The sequence below is a fragment of the Lichenicoccus roseus genome, from assembly GCF_005844085.1.
GTDB classification, from domain to species: Bacteria; Pseudomonadota; Alphaproteobacteria; order Acetobacterales; family Acetobacteraceae; genus Lichenicoccus; species Lichenicoccus roseus.
In genome coordinates, this window is sequence record NZ_VCDI01000003.1 from 94626 (window position 1) to 115937 (window position 21312).

Consider the following 21312-nt stretch of genomic DNA (forward strand, 5'->3'; position numbering starts at 1 on the left):
TTAGAACGCCATCTTGAGAATTGCGACGATCGAGAACAGCCCCAGCAGCAGAGCCGCACCCTTGTTCAACAAGGTTACCGCGAGGTGGCTCTTCTTGACGTAGTCGTCAATGACCACCTGCAGGCCCAACTGCATGTGATGGAAGGTCATGATCACGGTTGCCAGCAGCAGCACCGTGTTGACCGGCCGGCCGGCCCATTGCCGCACCTCCGGCTGGTCGGAATGCAGCAGGGTCAGCACCGAGACGATGAACCAGATCGTCAACGGCACCAGCGCGATGGCCGTGACACGCTCGACCCACCAGTGCTCCACTCCCGACTTCGACGCCCCGAGGCCACGTGCCCGCCCAAGCTGCGAGCGCATCACCCGGACCCGGTCGGCAACCGCCTCTGCGGATTTCTCGCTCACCGGATCAGGCTCCCAGCCACAGGCTGAGCCCGATCGCCCACACCAGCAGGGTGGTCGCCACGGTGAGGCCGACGGTCAGCCAGCCGCTGCGATGCGTCGCCGGCAGGCTGAAGCCGTGGCCACTATCCCAGACCAGGTGCCGGATGCCGGCATAGAAATGATAGACCAGCGATACGGTCCAGCCGAACAGCACCAGCAGCCCGATCGGGTTGGCGATCACGTGCTGCACGGTGGCAAAGGCCTTGGGGCCGCTGGCGGCGGCGACCAGCCACCAGACCAGCAGCAGGGTGCCGGCGGAGATGGCGATCGAGGTCAGCCGGTTGCCGATCGAGAGGACGGAGGTGAGCTGCGGGCGATAGACCTGCAGGTGGGGGGACATCGGGCGGCGGACGATGCTGCCGTCGCTCCTGTGCGCCACGTACTGGGCGTCGCGGATATCCTTCATGACGCAGTCGGTTGCTTTCCTGCAGGGTCCGGTTGGTCCGGCGGTGGATCGGTCCTACGCCCGGGCCGGTGAAGGGTCAATGAAGCTGACCCGCTGATTTTGCCGTGCAGCAAACCGCCCCGCTCAGGCCGCCTTGCGGTCGAACAGGTCGAAGGCGATCATGGTTTCCGCGATCTGCACGGCATTCAGCGCAGCGCCCTTTCGCAGGTTGTCGGCGACGCACCAGAACGCCAGGCCGTTCCTCACAGAGGGGTCGATCCGCAGCCGGCTGACATAGACCGCATCCTCGCCGACGCACTCGACCGGGGTGACGTAGCCGCCATCGTCACGATGGTCGTGCAGGATCACGCCGGGGCTGTCGCGCAGCACGCGGCGCGCCTCCTCGAGATCCACCGGCTCCTCGAACTCGACCACCACGCTCTCGGAATGGCCGATGAACACCGGCACCCGCACGCAGGTGGCGAACACCGCGATGTCCGGGTCGAGGATCTTGCGGGTCTCGACCGCCATCTTCCATTCCTCCTTGGTCGAGCCGTCCTCCATGAAGCGGTCGATGTGCGGGATGCAGTTGAAGGCGATCTGCTTGGTGAACTGCTCCGACGTGATGGCGTCGTTGACGAAGGTGCCCTTGGACTGGGTGAACAGCTCGTCCATGCCCTCCTTGCCGGCGCCGGACACCGCCTGGTAGGTCGAGACCACCACCCGCTTGGCCGTGAACAGGTCGTGCAGCGGCTTGAGCGCCACCACCAGCTGGATCGTCGAGCAGTTCGGGTTGGCGATGATGCGGCGCTTGAGGCTCTTCTTCAGCGCGTCCGGGTTCACCTCCGGCACCACCAGCGGCACGTCGTGGTCCATGCGGAACTGGCTGGTGTTGTCGATCACCATGCAGCCGGCGGCCGCCGCCTTGGGCGCATACACCGCCGAGACCGCGGCCCCTGGCGAGAACAGCGCGATGTCGTAGCCCTGGAAGTCGAAGGTCTCGAGGTTGCGCACCTTGAGCACGGTCTTGTCGCCGAACGAGATCTCCTGGCCGGTCGAGCGCGGCGAGGCGAGGGCGACGATCTCGTCGACGGGAAACTCGCGTTCGGACAGCGTCTTGATGATTTCGCGCCCGACCGCTCCGGTGGCGCCGACGACGGCTACCCGATACCCCATGATGTTCCCCTGATGCGCGTGCGCCCGGCAGCAAAGATGGGCGGCGGGCCTCGGGGTAGCAAGCGTTGCGAGCCAGGCGCAAGCGCCCCGCCGGCTTGGCGTCCCCCGCCGGCTGCCCTACGCGGCCTCGCCGGTGATCTGCCTGATCTTCCCGGCGATCTGCTCGGGCGACAGCACGTAGTCGATCCAGCCGGTGTCGATCGCGCTGTGCGGCATGTCGGGTTGCAGCGCGGTCTCGAGCTGCTGGGCGATCGTGGTGCCGCCGGCGTCCTTGATGCTGCGCAGCGCCGCCGCGCCGTCGCCGTCGTAGCCGGACACGATGACGGCGATGATCTTGCCGTGCCAGTGCTGCGACAGCGACTGCAGGAAGACGGTGATGACGTCCGGCCATCCTCTCGGCTTGGAGACCGGCCTGAGCCGGAACTCGCCGTCGAGCACGTGCAGGTCGCGGTTTTCGGGAATGATGAAGACGCGGCCCGGCTCGATCGACAGGCGCTCGGTGATCAGCTCGACCGGCATGTCGGTGAACCGCGGCAGGATCTCGTGCAGCCGGGTGGCGAAATGGCGGAGATGATTGACGATCACCACGGCCGCGCCGAGGTCGGACGGCAGTTCACCCAGCAGGCGGGTGTAGGCGTCCAGTCCGCCGGCCGAGCCGCCAACGCAGACGATCGGAAAACTGTCTCGCCGCTGGCCTGCGTCCATGAGCCGATCTTCCTCTCCACGGGGCGCCGGCGCACGACCGGCTGCTTCAGCCTAGCCTGTTCTCGCCGGCATGCGCATGGCGGCGCCGATATTCGGCCGGAGTCACGCCGACCTGGCGCAGGAAGGCCCGGCGCAGCGTGTCGGCGTCGGCATAGCCGCAATGCGCCGCCACCTGCTTCGGGCTCTCGTGGCCGTGCTCCAGCAGGCGGCGCGCGGCGGCGATGCGGGTGGCCTCGACCCAGGCTGCCGGCGTCATCCCGACCTCGCTCTGGAACAACCGTGCGAAGTGCCGAGGGCTCAGGCCGGTGCGGTCGGCAAGGACGGCCACGCTCAGGTCGGCAGCGGGGTTGGCCGCGACCCAGCGCTGCACCTCCTGCAGCGCGGCGCGGCCGGCGGGTGCCGTTTCCAGGCCGCGGCTGAACTGCAGCTGCCCGCCGGGCCGCCGGAAGAACATGACGAGCTGTGCTGCGACCTTCTGCGCCAGCTCGCGCCCGAGATCCTCCTCGACGAGGGCGACGGCAAGGTCCAGCCCGGCGGTGACCCCGGCGGCGGTGCGCAGCCGGCCGTCCCGGACGTGGATCGCGTCGGTCTCGATGATCACCCCCGGATGGCGCTCGGCGAGCCGGCCGGCGACGGCCCAGTGCGTGGTGATGCGCCGCCCCTCCAGCAGGCCGGTCGCCGCCAGCAGGAAGGCGCCGGCGCACACCGAGCCATGGCGGCGGGTGGCGGGCACGGTGCGGCGCACCCAATCGACCGCGGCGGGATCGGGATCGATCGTCGCCGCGTCCGCCGAGCCCGCCACCAGCAGGGTGTCGATCGCGCCGATGCCGGCATCGCCGATGACGTGGTCCGGCAGCAGCCGCGCGGAGGACGAGCTGCGGATCGGGCCCGCGGTGCCGGCGACCACGAGCAGGCGGTAGCAGGGACGCCCGGCCTGCACGTTGGCTTCCGCGAACACGTCGAGCGGCCCGGAGACGTCGAGCAGCTGGACCTCGGGCATCGCCAGGATCGCCACTGTCCGCGTCCCGCGCTGGCGCCGCCCGGCAGGCGCGCTCGTCTCCATGATCGTTCACCTGTCGGCTTCGGCGCCATAATGGCAGGAATCGTCGCATGACGTTCGTTGCTGCCATGGTGCGCCCGCCGTACGGTGGTGTCCACGTCACAACGACAGGACAGGATCGATGACACTTCCCATCAACGGCGTCGCCATTCCGGACAGCAGGCTGGCGCGCGACATCGCGGACTTCGTGCGCGACACCGCGTCGCCGCTGCTGTTCCATCACTCGAGCCGGGTGTTCTACTGGGGCGCACTGGCGGGCCTGCGCCGTGGCCTCGCCTTCGACGCCGAGCTTCTCTATGCCGGCGCGATGTTCCACGATATCGGGCTGATCCCCCGCCACAGCAGCCCGCACGAGCGCTTCGAGGTGGATGGCGCCAACGCGGCGCGCGATTTCCTCGGCAGCCGCGGCATCGCGCCGTCGGACATCGACACCGTCTGGACCGCGATCGCGCTGCACACCACGCCCGGCATCCCGAAGCACATGCATCCGGTGGTGGCGCTGGTCACCGCCGGCGTCGAGATGGACGTGCTCGGCCTGACCTACGGCGAATACGACGAGGCCGAGCGCGAGGCGGTGGTGCACGAGCATCCGCGCACGCCGGGCTTCAAGGAGGACATCATCGAGGCCTTCTACGACGGCATCCGGCACAAGCCCGGCACCACCTTCGGCAACGTCAAGGCCGACGTGCTGGCCGACAAGGATCCGGGCTTCGTGCGCGGCAATTTCTGCAGCGTGATACGCGGCTCCGCCTGGCTGGGGTGAGCGCGCGGCGCAATGCCGTCAGTGCGGCTTCTGCAGCACCGCGATGAAGTAGCCGTTGTGCCAGTCGCTGTTCTGCTGGCACGCGGCGGCGTGGCTGCCGTCCTGGGTAGTCCTGATCTCGATCGAGTAAAGCGTGGTGAGCCCGGCCGAGCGCAACGCCTGCGCCGTGCCGAGGCGGACGCCTTCCCAGTTCCAGTCGTCGACGATGAAGAAGAACGTTTCGTCCAGCGCCACCAGCGGCAGCGACACGCCGTCGTAATGGTCCTGCGGGCTGTGCGGGCCGTCGAACAGGTAGATGTTGAACCGGCCGATCGTCGTGTAGTCGACCTGCCGGAAGTCGCGCTCGATATAGCCGAAGGCGACATGCTCGGAGACGCAGCCGGCGACATTGGCGAGGAAGGCGTCCTTGGGCCCGTCGAACTGCGACCAGTTGTCGATGCAGATGATGCGGACCTTGTTGCCCTCCATCGCGGAGCAGGCGGTCGAGCCCATCCAGGAGCCGATCTCGAGGTAGCGCGCATCCGGCACGGAGGCGACCAGGTTGTTGACCAGCATCCGGTACGACCGCCCCGACATGCCTGTCATGCCGAGGGTGGCGGCCGACAGCCTGCCGTCCAGCGCCACGGCGCGGTCCAGCGCGTTGTCCAGCAACTGGGTATAGAGGTTCCTGTCCCGGCGTCCGGTCCGTATCATGGACAGCCTGTCCGCCACTCGGGATCCCCCCGGCGCCTGACCGGGTGCGCCATGCCAGGATCGTAGCGCGAACGGAACGAAAGCGCGAATTCTATCGGGTCTGCCTGCCCGATGACGGTCCGCCGCGGAGCCGCGTTCCCTTGAAATCCGGCTTGACGTGCTTATGCTCATCTGTAGCATAACAACCAGCGCCATCTCGGCGTCTTTTTATGGCCCAGGTTATGCTCAACATGAGCATTAAGGACACGCGATGCTGCAGGACCTGCCGACACGATCCGACGCCCTCTACGAGCGCGTCCGTCGCGTGGTGCCGCAGGCGGAATGGCGCCTGTTCGAGGACGACGTGGAGGCGATCCTGCGCCTGAAGCGCGAGCGCAACGCCGTCATCCTGGCGCACAACTACCAGACGCCGGAAATCTTCCACTGCGTGTCGGACATCGTCGGCGACAGCCTGGCGCTGGCCCGAGAGGCGCAGACGGTGGATGCCGAGGTCATCGTCATGGCCGGCGTGCATTTCATGGCCGAAACCGCCAAGCTGATGAACCCGACCAAGCGGGTGCTGATCCCCGACCTGCGCGCCGGTTGCTCGCTTGCCGAGAGCATCACCGCCGCCGACGTGCGGCTGCTGCGCGAGCGCTATCCCGGCGTGCCGGTGGTGACCTACGTCAACACCTCGGCGGCGGTGAAGGCGGAGAGCGACATCTGCTGCACCTCGGGCAACGCCAGGCGCGTGGTGGAGAGCCTTGGCAGCGACCGGGTGATCATGATCCCCGACGAGTACCTCGCGCAGAACATCGCCAACGAGACCGGCATCAAGATGATCACCTGGGCCGGCCATTGCGAGGTGCACGAGCGCTTCACGCCGGCCGAGATCCGCCGGCTGCGCGCCGACAACCCCGGCATCATCGTGCTGGCGCATCCGGAGTGCCCGCCGGAGGTGGTCGCCGAGGCCGACTATGCCGGCTCCACTGCGGGCATGTCGGACTACGTCGCCAGCGGAAAGGCGTCGCGCGTGGTGCTGATCACCGAGTGCTCGATGAGCGACAACCTCGCCGTGCAGCATCCCGACGTCGAGTTCGTGCGGCCCTGCAACCTGTGCCCGCACATGAAGCGGATCACGCTCGGCACCCTCCGGCATAGCCTGGAAACGATGACCCACGAGGTCAGCATCGAGCCGCACCTTGCCGTCCGGGCGCGCCAGGCGGTCGAGCGGATGCTCGCGCTATGACCCGCGTCCGCACCCTGACGACGCCGGTAGCGTTGCCGAACAACGTGCCGGTGATCGTCGGCGCCGGCCTCGCCGGCATGATGGCGGCGCTGAGCCTGGCGCCGCATCCCTGCCTGCTGCTCAGCATGGCGCCGCTGACCCGCGAGGCCTCCAGCGGCTGGGCGCAGGGCGGTATCGCGGCAGCCGTCGGCGACGATGACGATGTCTCGCTGCAGGTGGCCGATACGCTGGCCGCCGGCGACGGGCTGTGCGACCCCGATACGGTGCGCGCCATCGTCGGAGGCGGGCCGCGCGCCATCGAGCGGCTCGCCGGCTATGGCGTGCGCTTCGACCGTGACGGCGAGGGCCGCCTGGCGCTTGGGCTGGAAGCCGCCCATTCGCGCCGTCGCATCGTGCACGCACGCGGCGACGGCACCGGCGCCGAGATCGTGCGCGCACTGGCCGAGGCGGTCCGCGCCACTCCGTGCATCACCGTCCTGGAAGGTGCCGTCCTGGTGCGCCTGCAGGTTGCCGACGGCGTGGTGTCCGGCGCGGAGATCCGCATCGGCGACCGCGTGCAGCTGGTTCGTACCGGGCAGGTGGTGATCGCCACCGGCGGTGCCGGCGGCCTGTTCCTCGACACCACCAATCCGCTCGGCTCGACCGGCTCCGGCCTCGCCATCGCGGCCCGCGCCGGTGCGGCGCTGGGCGATCTCGAATTCATCCAGTTCCACCCGACCGCACTCGCCGTCGACGCCGGACCGCAAGGTGCCACGCCGATGAGCCTGGTCAGCGAGGCGGTGCGTGGCGAGGGCGCCACCCTGGTCGACGAGACCGGCGCCCGCTTCATGGAGAACGAGCTGGCGCCGCGCGACGTGGTGTCGCGCGCGGTCTGGCATCATCTCGCCGCCGGACACGGCGTGTTCCTCGATGCACGCACGGCGCTCGGCGCGCGTTTCGGGACGCGTTTCCCCGGCATCGACGCCGCCTGCCGCGCGCACGGCATCGATCCCGCCACCATGCCGATCCCGATCCGGCCGGCGGCGCACTACCACATGGGCGGCATAGCGGTGGACGCCGACGGTCGCAGCTCGCTGCCTGGCCTATGGGCGTGCGGCGAGGCGGCCTGCACCGGCCTGCACGGCGCCAACCGGCTCGCCAGCAATTCGCTGCTGGAAGCTGCGGTGTGCGGCGAGCGGGTCGCGGCAAGCCTGCTCGAACAGCCGGCGCGGCTGGCGGTGCGTGCCACGCCGGTTGCCTCGCGGCCGGCCGGCTCGGACGCGACGCTGCAACCGGTGCGCCGGATCCTGTCGCGCGATGTCGGCGTGCTGCGCGACGCGGACGGCCTGAACCGCGCCATCGCGGCACTGGCGCCACTCGCCGAAGCCAGCGATGCGGCCCTGCTCGGCCTGATGATCGCGCAATGCGCCCTGGCCCGGCAGGAGAGCCGCGGCGGCCATTGCCGCACCGACCATCCGGCAAGGCAGGAGCCGGCGGTCCGCCGCGTCTGGACCGCTGCCGAGGCGCTTGCCGCCGCCCCGGCCACCATGCGGCGGCGCGCGTCATGACGCCGTTGCCCGACATCATGCTCGAGCCGCTGGCGCGCGCCGCCCTGCTCGAGGATCTCGGCCGCGCCGGCGACATCACCACCGACGCGGTGGTGCCGGCCGATCTGGTCTCCAGCACGGTGCTGCGGGCGCGCGATCCCGGCGTGCTGGCCGGCATCGGGCTGGCGCGCCTTGCCTTCACCCTGGTCGAGCCGCGGCTGCGCTTCAGCACCCTGATCGAGGATGGCAGCCGGCTGCAGCCGGGCGACGTGATCGCCCGCATCGAGGGCCCGGCGCGCGGCATCCTGATGGGCGAGCGGGTGGCGCTGAACTACCTGTGCCACCTGAGCGGCATCGCCAGCGCCACCGCGCGGCTTGTCGAGGCGGTGCGGCACACCAGGGCGCGCATCAGCTGCACGCGCAAGACCACGCCCGGCCTGCGCGCGATCCAGAAATACGCGGTGCGGGCCGGCGGTGGCGCCAATCATCGTTTCGGCCTCGATGACGCGGTGCTGATCAAGGACAACCACATCGCCATGGCCGGCGGCGTCGCGGTGGCGATCCTGCGGGCGCGCGAGGCGATCGGCCACCTGGTGAAGATCGAGGTCGAGGTCGATACGCTGGAGCAGCTGCGCGAGGCGCTGTCGGTCGGCGCCGATGCCTACCTGCTCGACAACATGGACCCGGCGATGCTGCGCGAGGCGGTGTCCATGATCGGCGGCCAGGGGATCGCGGAGGCGTCCGGCCGGATCACCCCGGAAACCGCGCCCGCCATTGCCGAGGCCGGCGTCGACCTGATCTCGGCGGGCTGGCTGACGCACAGCGTGACCGTGCTGGATGTCGGGCTCGACTACGAGGTCGGACCGGGCTGAGCGGCGGCGGCGCAGCGCCTTCGACCGGACACACGGCGCACCTTCCGGCAACTTAACGTCGCATTGCGGCGTAATGTGGCGATGGGGGGTTGCGATGCGACAAGAGGCTGCGGAGTGTTGCCGACGTCGCGGTCCGGGCCCGATGCCTGACCTTGCCGAAAGTTAGCGCAGCCACGGACGGGATCGAGCGGCAGGCCGCAACCCCGGACAGCGATCCACACCTGTACATCATGCATCTGGCGCTCGGAGGCTGTCTGAAGGCACCCCCGGTGCTGTTCGGCGTGACCGCGGACACCGGCGGGCACATCGCCTACGTGCTGGAAGCAGCCCTGGCGCAGGCGAGGCTGCAGCAGGTCGAGCGGGTCTCGATCGTGACCCGGCTGTTCGAGGATGCCCGCCTGGGTACCGCCCACGATCGGCCGCACGAGCCGCTCGGTGAACGAATTGGCATCGACCGCATCGCCACCGGCCGTCGCGAATACCTGGAGAAGGAGGCACTGGCGCTCGACCTGCCCGACTTCATCGAGGCGTTCTGCGCGCATCTGGCGTCGTCGCCACGCCTGCCGGATGTCATTCATGCGCATTTCTCGGATGCGGCGGCGGCGGCGCTGGCGGCGCGCAGCCGGTTCGGCATCCCGGTCGTCTACACACCGCATGCGCTGGCCATCGATAAGCGCATCGTGCAGCCGGACTGCGGTGGCCTCGATACGCGCATCGAGGCAGAGCGGCTTGCCATCGCGCAAGCGGACGCGATCATCGTTTCCACCCGCGACGAAGCGGAACGGCAGGTCCGGGCGTACGGCGTCGCCGGCGCGACCGCCCGCACGATGACGCTGCCGCCCGGCGTCCCGCGGCGGGCGCGACCAGGCCAGGAGACGCGGCTTGCCGCCAGGCTGCTGGAGCGCCTGCGCGATCCGCGAAAGCCGATCGTGCTGGCGATCGCGCGGCCGGTCCGCAAGAAGAACCTCGCGGGCCTGGTGCACGCCTATCTCGCGACGCCGGCGCTGATCGAGCACGCCAACCTGGTGATCCTGGCCGGCCAGCGCACCGGCGCGGCGTCGGCGGAGGAAGCCGAGGTTGTCGGGGAGCTCGAGCGACTGCAGGACGACGAGCGCCTGCGCGGATGCATGGCGCTGCCGCCTTGCCACGACGCCGACGATGTCGCGGCCCTCTACGCGAAGGCCGCACGTGGCGGCGTGTTCGTGAATGCCGCGCTGCACGAGCCGTTCGGCCTGACCCTGATCGAGGCCGCGGCGGCGGGCGTGCCGGTGGTGGCGACCCGTCATGGCGGTCCGTCCGAGATCGTCGCCACCCTCGGCCATGGCTTGCTGGTGGACCCGTGCGATCCGGCAGCAATAGGGGCGGCGTGCCTCGAAATCAGTTCCGACAAGGATCTGCATCGGCGCCTCTCGAAGGCGGCGCTGCGCCATGTCGGTCACTACGACTGGGACCGCTATGCCAGGCTTTCGGTATCGCTCTACGCAGGCCTGTGCCAGCCGCGCCTCCAGTCAACCGGTCGCGTTGCCGCGGCATGATGCGTCCGTTCGGATATTTCGTGCATCACCAGGGCAGGGGGCACGCTGAACGCTGCTCCGCGATCGCGCACGCACTCCCGCCCGCCCGCCCGCTTACGGTGTTCTGCGCCCGCGACGACATCTTTCCCGATCTGCCGCCGAATGTGCTGATCGTGCCGATCCCGTCGCTGTTCGAGCCGCGCGGCGACGAAGCCACGACGATGGATCACGTGCCGACACCGGCGACGCTGCACTGTGCTCCGCTCGGCTGGCCGTCGATCCGCCGCGCCATGGCGACGATGGTGGCCTGGTTCGACAGCGCCGATCCTGCCCTGATGATCTGCGACGTCTCCGCCGAGGTGGCGCAACTGGCGCGCATCTGCAGCGTGCCGCACGTGAAGGTGCTCCAGCACGGCAACCGTGGCGATGCCGGCCACCAGGCTGCCTATGACGGCGCCGCCGGCCTGCTGGCGCCGTTCGACGCAGCCCTTGCGCAGCCGGAATGGGACCAGGCGCTGCGCGCGCGCACCTGCTTCGCCGGCGGCCTGGGTGTCGACACCAGGGGACCGGATCGCGGGACTGCCCGCCGGCGTATCGGCATCGATCCAGGCCGGACCGTGATCCTGGTGATGGCAGGCGGCGGCGGCAACGGCTTCACCCAGGCGCCGCTCGGCATCGGCGCCCGCTGCCGGCCGGATGCGCTCTGGCTTACCATCGGCCCGGTGCAGCGCGACTGGCACGCCACCGAGCCGGCCAACATAGAGCATCGCGGCTGGGTGGAGGATGCGGCGTCCTACGTCGCCGCCGCCGACCTGGTCGTCGCCTCGACCGGAAACACCACATGCCAGCAGATCCTGGCTGCGGCGCGGCCGTGGCTGGCAATACCGGAATGGCGCTATTTCGACGAGCAGCACCGCAAGGCCGAGGCACTCGCCGCCGCCGGCGTCGCCTGTGTCCGGCCGCATCTGCCGTCTTCCGCCGACGCGTGGCGGGACGCGCTCGCACAGACGCTGCAGTCGCATCGTCCCGACCGGCAGCGCGCGTTGATCGCCGAACGCCCCGCCGAACAAGCCGCCGCCTGGCTGGAGCAGCTGGCGGCCACGCTCTGGCCGGCGCCGACCCTCAGGACGGTGTCCGCCGGATCACCAACCATGCTGACGGGAGCCTGAGAACAATGACGAGCGTGTCGGTCGTGACGTTGGCCAAGGGACGGCCTGACCACCTGCGCAACATGATCGTCGGGCTGAGCCAGCAGTCCCATGCGCCGGCGGAACTGGTCGTCGCCGTCATGCAGGACACGCGATACGAGCTTCCGGCGGCGTGCTTCCCGATACGCCAGATCATGATCCCCGGCGACGCGCTGCCGCTGGCTTCGGCACGCAACGCGGCAGTTCGCGCGGCGATCGGGGATGCGGTGATCTTCCTCGACATGGACTGCATCCCGACCCCCGGCATGATCGCGGATTATGCGCGTGGACTCGACACGCTCGACGGGTTGCTGATGGGCGAGGTGCTGTACCTGCCTGGCGAGGCAACCATGCCGGGATGGACGTGGGACGGTTTCGCCGCGGTCGCGGTGCGGCATTCCGACCGGCGCGGGCCACCGGCGCAGGGGCTCGAACTGTGCAACGACTATCGCTGCTTCTGGTCGCTCAATTTCGCGATGCGGCGCGCCACCTTCCTGGCGGCGGGCGGCTTCGACGAGCGCTATCTCGGCTACGGCGGCGAGGACACCGATTTCGGCAAGTTGCTGGACCGGCGAGGGGTGCCGATCGCCTGGACCCGTGGTGCGCTCGCCTATCACCAGTACCACCGGCATCACATGCCGCCGGTCCATCATCTCGACAGCGTGGTGCGCAACGCACAGGTGTTCGAGGCGAAGTGGGGCTACCGCACGATGGGCCACTGGCTGCACGCGTTCCGCCTGATGGGACTGATCGACGATACGCCGGGCGCGCCGATCCGCATCCTGCGCCGTCCGGATGCCGCCGACCTCGCGCTGACCGGGCAGCTGAGCCACCAGCCCTACGCCAACACCACCAGCGTGATCCGGCTGCTGGAGGAGCGCGTCCGGCAGGCCGATACCGCCGCTGCATGAGGATCGCGGTTCTCGCGCATGTGCGTCAGCCGATCGCCGAACCGTTCATGGGCGGCATGGAGGCGCATTGCTGGCACCTCGCCGCCGGGCTCGCCGCGCGCGGGCACGAGGTGGTGCTGTTCGCATCAGGCGACAGCGACCGGCGCTTCACCATCGATTCGGTGCTGGCCGAGCATTACGAGCGGACATTCCCGTGGCACGAGCATCGCGGCAGCGCGCCGCTGATCGCCCATGTCGATGCCGGTTACGAGGCGGCGTGCGACCGCATCGCGGCTGGTGGTTTCGACGTGGTGCATAACAACAGCCTGCACCGGTTTCCGCTGCATCGGGACCGCACGGACCGCGTGCCGACACTGACATCGCTGCATGTGCCACCGTTCGATGCGTTGCATTGGTTCGTCAAGGCGAGCCCGGGGCCGCACCATCGCCTGACGGTGACGTCGGCGGCGCAGATGCACGCCTGGTTTCCGGACGGTCCGCCGGCGGAGGCGTCGGTGCTGTATAACGGGATCGACCCGACCGCCTGGCCATTCCAGGCGCAGGGCGATGGCAGCGCCGTATGGTGCGGCCGGATCAACGCGAACAAGGGCACGCACCTTGCGATCGAGGCCGCCCGGCGCAGCGGGATCGCGTTGACGCTGTTCGGCTCGATCGACGAGCGCGACTACTGGGATGCGGTGGTGAAGCCGGCACTCGGGGGAAGCATTCGCTACGGCGGGCACCTGCATGCGGCCGCGCTTGCCGGCGAGGTCGGGCGCGCGTCGCTGTTCCTGTTCACGCCCTGCTGGGACGAGCCGTTCGGCCTGGTGGCGGTCGAGGCAATGTCGTGCGGGCTTCCGGTGGCGAGCTTCGATCGTGGCGCCGCGCGGGAGATCGTCGCCGAGGCGGGTGTGTTTGCGCCACCGGACGATGTGGAAGCCCTGGCCGCCGCGATCCCCCAGGCCCTGCGGATCGACAGGCTCGTGCCTCGCCAACGGGTGATGCGGCTGTTCACCCGCGACACCTGGCTACAGAACTGCGAACGCTTGTATGGCGCCGTACGGGCGATCCAGCACGGGCTTTAGAACTCTCAAGGCTTACTGCGGCGACTTGAACCGCCTGGAAGGTTTCCAGTGAGCCCCGGCTGCATCCAGTGGCCCACCGGGTCCCGTCAGATCCCCACCGCGTCGATCTGCTTCTCCAGCCGCACCGCGTTGTTGATGATCGCCATGTGGGTGAACGCCTGCGGGAAATTGCCACGCTGCTCGCCGGTTGTGGCGTCGATCTCCTCGGCGAACAGGCCGAGATCGTTGCCGCGTTCCAGCAGGCGCTCGAACAGTTCGGTCGCCTCGCGGGTGCGGTCCATCAGCGCCAGTACGCCGACACGCCATAGCGAGCAGGCCGAGAAGGTCGCCTCCTTGCCCTTCAGGCCATCGTCGAAGCGGTAGCGATACAGCAGGTCGCCATCCCCAAGCTCCGCGCAGATCCGCTGGAAGCTGGCCACGACGCGGGGATCGTGCGCATCGAACGCCTCGTACAGCACCAGCCGGAGCAGCGAGGCATCAAGCTGGTCGGCGCCATACCACATGGTGTACGCACCACGCGCCTCGTTCCAGCCCTCGCGCCGATACTCGTCCTTGATCTCGTCAGCGATACGCTGCCAGGCGGCCAGGGTCGCCTCGTCCGGCTTGCCGATGCGCCGCCCGATGGCGATCGCGCATTCCAGCGCCACCCGGTTCATGCCCTTGCTGTGCAGGATCTGGTGCGGTTCGCCGGGCATCTCCCAGATGCCGTGATCCGGCTCGTGGCGCAGCTTGATGACCTGGCCGGCAAGGTTCTGGATCGCTTCCGGCAGATGGTCGTTGGTTTTCTGCGGCGGATTGAAATCCACCGCATCCAGGAAGCCGTGCAGCGACATCAGGAACTCGCCGAAGATGTCGATCTGGGTCTGCCCTTCGGCGCCGTTGCCGATGCTGACCGGGCCTACGCCGCGCCAGCCCTCGAGATGGTCGAGCGTCTGCTCCGGCGTCACCGGACCGGCGATGCCGTACATCAGCTTGAGGTCGCGCCCGTGGGTCGGGTCGGCGTGGCGCAGGAAGCGAAGATATTCCGCCGCCTCGCGGGTGTAGCCGAGGCGCACGAACGAGCTGACGGTGAACGAGGCGTCGCGCAGCCAGCTATAGCGGTAGTCGAAATTGCGGTTGCCCGGCACCGCTTCCGGCAGGCCGATGGTGGGTGCGGCGATGATGGCGCCGGTCGGCGAATAGGTCAGCAGCTTGAGGCATAGCACCGAGCGCAGCACCGCCTCGCGATATGGCCCCTGGTAGGTGCAGGCGGCGCTCCACTGCTGCCAGTAGTGGCTGGTGCGGCGTAGGCGTTCGAGCGCGTCCTGCACGCCGTCGAGAGGCGGGGTATCGCCGTTCTCGCCATGCGTCAGCACCAGGCAGGCATGCGCACCCTCCTGCAGCGCCCAGTCGCTGACGCCGCGATCCTCCAGCGCCCGCATCGCATGCGTCGAGGTCGCGCTCAGCATCTCGCTGGCGGTGCGGAACAGCGTGCGGCACTCGCCATCCGCGGACACCGTGCAGGCGGCGCGCGCGTAGTCGAAGGTCGGCCGCACGACGAAGCGGCCGGCGACGGCGCCCTGTTCGCAACGCAGCAGCCGGATCAGCCGGCTCTCGGTCTCGCCGTCCGGGCCCTCCTCCGGCATCGTCTCCGGCGGATGCACCGGCATCAGGTCGGTCAGTACGGCGACGCCGGTGCGGCTGACGAACCGCGTCTCGAGGATATTGGTTTCCGGCACGTAGCGGCGGGAGACCGAGACGAGCTTGTCGACCTCGATCCAGCAGGCCCCACCCTTGCCGGCATCCAGCAGCCGCAGGAACAGGGCCGGGCTGTCATGGCGTGGCCAGCACAGCCAGTCGATCGACCCGTTGCGATCGATCAGCGCGGTGCTGTGGGTGTCGCCGATCAGGCCGTAGTCGCTGATCGCGTTGTAGGCAGGCGGTTCGGTCGGCTCATCGGCCGCTGCCCTGGCGTCGCTGGTTTGCATCCCGCAGGAACTGGCAAAGCCTCCCGCAGTTGCGCCGCAGCCTCAGCGCTGCACCCCGACCGAGACCGGGCTCTGGTTGCCGTTCAGTTCCGGGTTGATCGGCGGCACCGGATTGGCGTCCATGTAGGCGTGGCCGAAGCGGCCGATCGGCGCTCCGGTGGCGGGGTCGCGCAGCGCCTCGGCAGGATCGTGGATCGACTGGTTCGGCACCGGGGCGCTCTGGTAGCGCCGGGCGCCATGCACGACCAGGTTCTCTGCCGGAGGCGCAGGGGTTGCCGGCGCCGCTGCGGCAGGAGCCTTGGGATGGCGCGCCTGCTGCCGGGGCGTGGACGCCGTCTGGGCGTGCGCGCCGGCGCCACAGGCCACCGAGGCGACCACGCCGGCTGCCATGATCCGGCGCATCGACCGGCTCACGAGGCGGAACTGGCGGCTGCGAGCTGTGTCCGGATGGCGGCAAAGGCATCCTCTGCCCGGCTCGCGTCGGGCCCGCCCGCCTGCGCCATGTCCGGCCGGCCGCCACCGCCCTTGCCGCCGAGAACGACCGACGCGGCCCGCACCAGCGCCACCGCGTCGACGCGCCCGGCAAGATCGGCGGAGGCAGCGACGACGATGCTGGCACGGCCGTCGGCGCCCGACAGCAGCGCCACCACGCCGGAGCCGATCTGCTGCACGATCGCCTCGGCCAGCCCCTTGAGGTCGCGCGCCGGCACCTCGCCGAGATTGCGGGCGGCAAACGCGATGCCACCGATATTTTCGGTCGCGGTCGCAGCCTCGCCGCCGCCCGCCGTTCCCAGCGCCACCTTGCGCTGCAGGTCGGCAAGCTGGCGCTCGGCGCTGCGTCGCTCCTCGAGCAGGGTGGCGATCCGCTCGGGCAGTTCGGACGGACTGACGCGCAGCAACGCCGCCGCCTGCTGCAGGCGCTGCTCGGCGAGCAGCATCGACTGCTCGGCCGCGAGCCCCGCCACCGCCTCGATACGCCGCACGCCCGCGGACACGCCGCTCTCCGAGGTGATCCGGAACAGGCCGATATCGCCGGTGCGGGCGACATGGGTGCCGCCGCACAACTCAAGCGAGTAGGCGGTGCGGGCCTCGCCGGCCACCGGATCGCCCATCGACACCACGCGCACCTCGTCGCCGTACTTCTCGCCGAACAGCGCCATCGCGCCTTCCGCGACCGCCTGGTCCGGGGTCATCAGGCGGGTGCGCACCTCACTGTTCTCGCGTATGCGCCGGTTCACCTCGGCTTCGACCTCGGCCAGTTCCGCGGCCTCGATCGGGCGCGGCTGGCTGACATCGAAGCGCAGCCGGTCCGGCGCATTCAGGCTGCCCTTCTGGGTGACATGGGTGCCGAGCCGGCGGCGCAGCGCCTCGTGCAGCAAATGGGTGGCGGAGTGGTGCGCCCGGATCGCACCGCGACGCCCATGCTCGACGGTGGCGGTGACCGCAAGGCCGGGGCGTGCCTCACCGGACACGATCCGCCCGATCTGCACCACCAGGTCGCCCAGCTTCTTCTGGGTGTCGGTGACCTCGATCACCAGCGCATCCTGGCCGGGGTGCGTGGCGAGCCCGGTGATGCGGCCGGTATCGCCGACCTGGCCGCCGCTCTCGGCATAGAACGGGGTCTGGTTGAGCAGCAGGGCGACACCCTCGCCCGGTCCGGCGCTGGCGCGCTCGGCGCCGTCCACCACCAGTCCGGCGATGGTGGCATCCGCCTGCTCGGTGTCGTAGCCGAGGAACTCGCTGGTGCCGAGGCGTTCGCGCAGCTCGAACCAGACCTGCTCGGTGGCGGCCTCGCCGGAGCCGGACCAGGCGGCGCGGGCGCGCTTGCGCTGCGCCGACATCGCGGTCTCGAAGCCGTCCAGGTCGACGCTCCGCCCGCGCTCGCGCAGCGCGTCCTGGGTGAGGTCGAGCGGGAAGCCGAAGGTGTCGTACAGCTTGAAGGCGACCTCGCCCGGCAGCGGCATCGCGTCGGGCAGCCGGCCGGTCTCGTCGGCCAGCAACGCCAGACCGCGCTCCAGCATCGCCTTGAAGCGATCCTCTTCCAGCCGCATGGTCTCTCGTATCAGCGCTTCCGCACGGCCCAGTTCCGGGTAGGCAGCGCCCATCTGCCGCACCAGTGCCGGCACCAGGCGGTCGAACACCGGACCGGTGGTGCCCATCATGTGCAGGTGTCGCATGGCGCGGCGCATGATCCGGCGCAGAACGTAGCCGCGCCCGTCCTTGGCCGGCAGCACGCCGTCGGCGATCAGGAACGAGGACGAGCGCAGATGATCGGCGACGACGCGGTGGCTGGTGCGGAACGGCCCGTCCGGCGCCTGGCCGGTGGCCTCGGCCGACGCCAGGATGAGGGCGCGCAGCGTGTCGGTGTCGTAGTTGTCGCGATGGCCCTGCAGGATGGCGGCGACCCGCTCGAGGCCCATGCCGGTATCGATCGAGGGGCGCGGCAGCGGCGTGCGGGTGCCCGGCGGATCCTCGAAATACTGCATGAAGACCAGGTTCCAGATCTCGACGAAGCGGTCGCCATCCTCGTCGGGGGAGCCGGGCGGGCCGCCCGGGACGTCCTCGCCATGGTCATAGAAGATCTCGGAACACGGGCCGCAGGGGCCGGTATCGCCCATGCGCCAGAAATTGTCGGCGGTCGGGATGCGTATGATGCGGCTGTCCGGCAGGCCGGCAATGCTCTTCCAGAGTGCGGCGGCCTCGTCGTCCTCGGCGTAGACCGTGGCCAGCAGCCGGTCCGCCGGCAGGCCGAACTCGCGCGTCACCAGGTTCCAGGCGAGCTCGATGGCGAGCGGCTTGAAATAGTCGCCGAACGAGAAGTTGCCGAGCATCTCGAAGAAGGTGTGGTGCCGGGCGGTGTAGCCGACATTGTCGAGGTCGTTATGCTTGCCGCCGGCGCGCACCACCTTCTGCGCGGTCGTCGCGCGGCTGTAGGGACGGCTTTCCTGCCCGGTGAAGACGTTCTTGAACTGCACCATGCCGGCATTGGTGAACAGCAGGGTGGGATCGTTGCGCGGCACCAGCGACGAGGACGGCACCACCCGATGGCCGTGAGCGGCGAAGTAGTCGAGGAAGGCGGCGCGGATGTCGTTGCTGCTCTGCATGGTCCTGCTCTAGCGCAGCCACCGTAGTCAGGGAAGGTTGGGCCCGGGTGGCAGGGATGGGAGCAGGCGCCGAATGCTGAGGGTATATCTCGCCGGACCGGACGTCTTCGTGGCGCGGCCAGAACGCCGGGGCGAGGTGCTCAAGGCGATCTGCGCCGGGGCCGGGCTCGAGGGCGTGTTTCCGCTCGATCCTGCACCGGCAGCGGGCGAGGGGAGCCTCGCCGAGCGGATCGCGCGCGGCAACGAGGCCCACATCCGGAGCTGTGGCGCGGTGATCGCCAACCTGACCCCGTTCCGCGGCCCCGGTTCCGATGCGGGAACCGTCTACGAGATCGGTTTTGCCCGCGCGCTCGGCCTGACGGTGTTCGGCTGGAGCGAGAGCACGGTGTCCTACGCCGACCGCTGCCGCATCGCCGATCCCGCCGCGGCCCGCGACGAGGATGGCCGCCTGCGCGACAGGGACGGCCTCGAGATCGAGGAGTTCGGCCTCGCGGACAATCTCATGATCACCTGCGGCATCGCCTTCTCAGGCGGCAGGATCTTCACCGGCCCGGGCCTGGACGGCTTCCGGGAATGCGTCGGATCGCTTTCCCGTTGAAGCTGCCTGCCGCTGCGGGCAGGCGTTCAGCGAAAGACCAGGCGGCGGGACAGGGTGAAATTGGAAAACATGCCGGCCAGGGTGCCGGCGACAAGCGCCAGCACCACGTGCTGGTTGATGAACGGCACGGTGTAGGTCAGCGTCAGCGCGGTGCCGCGGTTGAGCAGGAAGCCGAGCGAGTTGGCGGCGAGGAAGATGCCCCACTGGCGCAGCAGGTTGTCCCCGGCGCCGACGCCGCGGAACGTCCACAGCCGGTTGATCACGAAGTTCATCGACGCTGCCACGAAGTAGGCGAGGATCAGCGCGCCCGCCTGCCCGATGACGTGCCGCATGGCATAGACGGTGGTCGCGTCGCACAGGAAGCCGAGCACGCCGACCACGCCGAAGCGCATGAACTGCATGATCAGGGTGCGGCGGGCCGGGGTCAGCGCCAGCGGACCGGTCTGCGGCAGCCGGTCCAGCACGCTGTCGAGGACACCCATCACACGGCTGTCGCGAGGGTCGGCCGTCATGGTTTCGGAGATGACATCTTGGTCAATCATGCGGCTGTGGGCCTCCGCGCGGGTGCGCCGGGATAGCAATGTAGAACACGGAAGCCGTTAACTTCCAGTAACGAAAAGGGGCACCTCTCGGTGCCCCTTCCGTAACGTGTCGCGTGTGTTCGAACGAGATCAGTGCAGGATGATCTCGACGCGACGGTTCTGCGGCTCGCGGGTGTTCGGGCCGGTCGGCACCAGCGGGTGGCTCTCGCCATAGCCGTGGATGTCGATCGCGGTTGCCGGCACGCCGTCACGAACCAGTTCTGCCTTCACGCTGTCGGCGCGACGGATCGAAAGGCCCTCGTTGTAACGAGCGCCGCGCTCGCCGCCGTGGATCGACGAGTTGTCGGTGTAGCCGTTGACCTCGATGCGGGTGGTCTGCACGCGGGTCGAAGCCTGCGCCGCCTCGGCGATGATCTCGCGGGCCCGGCCGGTGAGGGCCGACTTGTCCCAGTCGAAGAACACCAGGTAGGTGCGGGCCGGTGCGGGCGCCGGAGCCGGGGCGACCGGAGCGGGCGGCGGCGGCGGCGGGGCGGTGTCGAAGGCATAACGCAGGCCAACCAGGAATTCGTGGTTGAAGCTGTCGTTGAAGTCGGCGTTGCCCTTGTGGATCCCGGTCGGGTTGTACGCGGTCGAGGAGAACGCGCTGCCGGTGGTCTGCGGGGTGGTGCCGACGAAGCGGTACTCGCCGGTCACCGCGAGGCCGGGGACGGCTTCGATGTTGTAGGCGGCGCCGATGATGCCCTGGTAGGCGAAGCTGCCCTGGGTCCCGCCGGTGCGGTCCTCGCTGCTCACGACGTAGGTGGTGCTGAGCGGACCCTGGTGCTCCCAGAGATAGCCGGCGCCGATGCCGACATACGGGGTCACGGGCAGGGCGAGGCCGAACTGCGCGAGGTCGAGGTCATACAGCACGTTCACGAACGCGCCGTACTTCTCGTCGCGGCCGCTGGTGTCGCCGGCGACCGGCGTGCCGCCACGGTGGTTGACGTTGTTGTAAAGGTAGGCGCCCTGGATTTCGGTCCGCAGCCCGTTTCCGAAGCCAAAGCCGACCGCGCCGTCACCGGTGAAGCCGTCGCCGAAGCGGATGCTGGACTTGCTGCCGCCCAGTCCTTCGGTGCCGTCCGCCTCGGTGGTGGGCGAGTAGTGCACGCCCCGGGTCTGCTGAAGGTTGTAGCCAGCGCCGAGGCTGACATAGGGCCCAGCGACGGGCTGCGCCATCGCGGCAACCGGAGCGGCCGCCAGGAGTGTAGTTGCAAGTAACGCCGTGCGCAGACGCATTGTTCCGTCCTCTTAATCACCCGTGCGGCAGCCACCAACCATAGGCGGCGCAGCCTCAGTGGGATGCCTAAGCCCGATATAGAACCTCTGGTTGCTGCTGCGGAGCCTGTCTGAACGTTAGAGGGCCATTACCGCAGCGACCGTGGCATCAAAAGCACAATCAATTCCGGTACCGTCACGTAATTCGGAAGGCCTCAGCGCTGGACTGACAAACGTCGAATTTGTGCACCGCGACGAAATGCGGACAGTTGGCTTCGACAGCCACCGCTGTTGCATTCTTGTGACAGGATATCAT

At 69.3% G+C, this 21312-nt stretch carries 20 protein-coding genes; 9 read left to right on the forward strand and 11 right to left on the reverse strand.

Annotated elements, in window-relative coordinates; all coding sequences use genetic code 11:
* From sdhD to FE263_RS09775, 5 genes are all read right to left on the reverse strand, one after another.
* Entirely contained in the window at nt 1–363 is a 363-nt protein-coding gene (gene sdhD, locus FE263_RS09755; protein WP_138326282.1) for a succinate dehydrogenase, hydrophobic membrane anchor protein, read from the reverse strand.
* A gap of 49 nt (nt 364–412) precedes the next feature.
* Nucleotides 413–853: a succinate dehydrogenase, cytochrome b556 subunit gene (sdhC, locus tag FE263_RS09760; protein ID WP_138325822.1), complete on the reverse strand. Its 441-nt coding sequence runs from the start codon at nt 851–853 to the stop codon at nt 413–415.
* Between the two features lie 123 nt (nt 854–976).
* Nucleotides 977–2008 carry an aspartate-semialdehyde dehydrogenase gene (locus FE263_RS09765; RefSeq protein ID WP_138325823.1) on the reverse strand — a complete coding sequence of 344 codons (1032 nt, stop codon included), beginning with the start codon at nt 2006–2008 and terminating at the stop codon, nt 977–979.
* Nucleotides 2009–2125: 117 nt separating this feature from the next.
* The gene (locus FE263_RS09770) at nt 2126–2713 is read right to left on the reverse strand and encodes a chemotaxis protein CheB (RefSeq protein ID WP_138325824.1); all 588 of its coding nucleotides are present in this window, start codon (nt 2711–2713) and stop codon (nt 2126–2128) included.
* Nucleotides 2714–2759: 46 nt separating this feature from the next.
* Nucleotides 2760–3776 carry a GlxA family transcriptional regulator gene (locus FE263_RS09775; RefSeq protein WP_138325825.1) on the reverse strand — a complete coding sequence of 339 codons (1017 nt, stop codon included), beginning with the start codon at nt 3774–3776 and terminating at the stop codon, nt 2760–2762.
* A 118-nt stretch (nt 3777–3894) separates the two neighbouring features.
* Between FE263_RS09775 and FE263_RS09780 the strand changes: the two genes are divergently transcribed.
* The gene (locus tag FE263_RS09780; RefSeq protein ID WP_138325826.1) at nt 3895–4536 is read left to right on the forward strand and encodes an HD domain-containing protein; all 642 of its coding nucleotides are present in this window, start codon (nt 3895–3897) and stop codon (nt 4534–4536) included.
* Nucleotides 4537–4554: 18 nt separating this feature from the next.
* On the opposite strand, the gene FE263_RS09785 is transcribed toward FE263_RS09780, so the two are convergent.
* Nucleotides 4555–5229, reverse strand: coding sequence for a hypothetical protein (locus FE263_RS09785; protein ID WP_138325827.1), 675 nt, complete (start codon nt 5227–5229; stop codon nt 4555–4557).
* A 250-nt stretch (nt 5230–5479) separates the two neighbouring features.
* On the opposite strand from FE263_RS09785, the gene nadA reads away from it, so the two are divergent.
* The 7 genes from nadA to FE263_RS09820 all read left to right on the forward strand — a co-directional run bounded on the left by nadA (nt 5480) and on the right by FE263_RS09820 (nt 13531).
* Complete coding sequence (nadA, locus tag FE263_RS09790; protein ID WP_138325828.1) at nt 5480–6457, forward strand: quinolinate synthase NadA; 978 nt, start codon at nt 5480–5482, stop codon at nt 6455–6457.
* A complete protein-coding gene (locus FE263_RS09795) occupies nt 6454–8004 on the forward strand; it encodes an L-aspartate oxidase (protein WP_138325829.1) in 1551 nt (516 codons plus the stop codon). Before nadA ends, FE263_RS09795 begins: the two co-directional genes overlap by 4 nt.
* On the forward strand, nt 8001–8855 hold the full coding sequence (gene nadC, locus FE263_RS09800; protein ID WP_138325830.1) for a carboxylating nicotinate-nucleotide diphosphorylase: 855 nt from the start codon (nt 8001–8003) through the stop codon (nt 8853–8855). The genes FE263_RS09795 and nadC overlap by 4 nt, the downstream gene beginning before the upstream one ends.
* Nucleotides 8856–9007: 152 nt before the next feature.
* Entirely contained in the window at nt 9008–10390 is a 1383-nt protein-coding gene (locus FE263_RS09805; protein ID WP_205880330.1) for a glycosyltransferase, read from the forward strand.
* Nucleotides 10387–11538 (forward strand): glycosyltransferase, encoded by a 1152-nt coding sequence (locus FE263_RS09810; RefSeq protein WP_138325831.1) that lies wholly within the window; start codon nt 10387–10389, stop codon nt 11536–11538. The genes FE263_RS09805 and FE263_RS09810 overlap by 4 nt, the downstream gene beginning before the upstream one ends.
* Before the next feature lie 5 nt (nt 11539–11543).
* Entirely contained in the window at nt 11544–12467 is a 924-nt protein-coding gene (locus FE263_RS09815; protein WP_138325832.1) for a glycosyltransferase family 2 protein, read from the forward strand.
* Nucleotides 12464–13531, forward strand: coding sequence for a glycosyltransferase (locus FE263_RS09820; RefSeq protein ID WP_138325833.1), 1068 nt, complete (start codon nt 12464–12466; stop codon nt 13529–13531). The genes FE263_RS09815 and FE263_RS09820 overlap by 4 nt, the downstream gene beginning before the upstream one ends.
* Before the next feature lie 86 nt (nt 13532–13617).
* Here the strand turns inward: FE263_RS09820 and FE263_RS09825 are convergent, their stop codons facing one another.
* From FE263_RS09825 to alaS, 3 genes are read right to left on the reverse strand one after another with little or no spacing between them, the layout of a single operon-like run.
* Nucleotides 13618–15498 (reverse strand): glycoside hydrolase family 15 protein, encoded by a 1881-nt coding sequence (locus tag FE263_RS09825; protein ID WP_138325834.1) that lies wholly within the window; start codon nt 15496–15498, stop codon nt 13618–13620.
* Between the two features lie 42 nt (nt 15499–15540).
* Nucleotides 15541–15900, reverse strand: coding sequence for a hypothetical protein (locus FE263_RS09830; RefSeq protein WP_138325835.1), 360 nt, complete (start codon nt 15898–15900; stop codon nt 15541–15543).
* An 8-nt stretch (nt 15901–15908) separates the two neighbouring features.
* Nucleotides 15909–18602 carry an alanine--tRNA ligase gene (alaS, locus tag FE263_RS09835; RefSeq protein WP_138325836.1) on the reverse strand — a complete coding sequence of 898 codons (2694 nt, stop codon included), beginning with the start codon at nt 18600–18602 and terminating at the stop codon, nt 15909–15911.
* A gap of 73 nt (nt 18603–18675) precedes the next feature.
* On the opposite strand from alaS, the gene FE263_RS09840 reads away from it, so the two are divergent.
* On the forward strand, nt 18676–19200 hold the full coding sequence (locus FE263_RS09840; protein ID WP_138325837.1) for a nucleoside 2-deoxyribosyltransferase: 525 nt from the start codon (nt 18676–18678) through the stop codon (nt 19198–19200).
* Between the two features lie 26 nt (nt 19201–19226).
* Here FE263_RS09840 and FE263_RS09845 read toward each other — a convergent pair whose 3' ends face one another.
* A complete protein-coding gene (locus FE263_RS09845) occupies nt 19227–19742 on the reverse strand; it encodes a GtrA family protein (protein ID WP_240759326.1) in 516 nt (171 codons plus the stop codon).
* Nucleotides 19743–19871: 129 nt separating this feature from the next.
* Complete coding sequence (locus FE263_RS09850) at nt 19872–21017, reverse strand: OmpA family protein (protein ID WP_138325838.1); 1146 nt, start codon at nt 21015–21017, stop codon at nt 19872–19874.
* Nucleotides 21018–21312 lie beyond the last annotated feature (295 nt).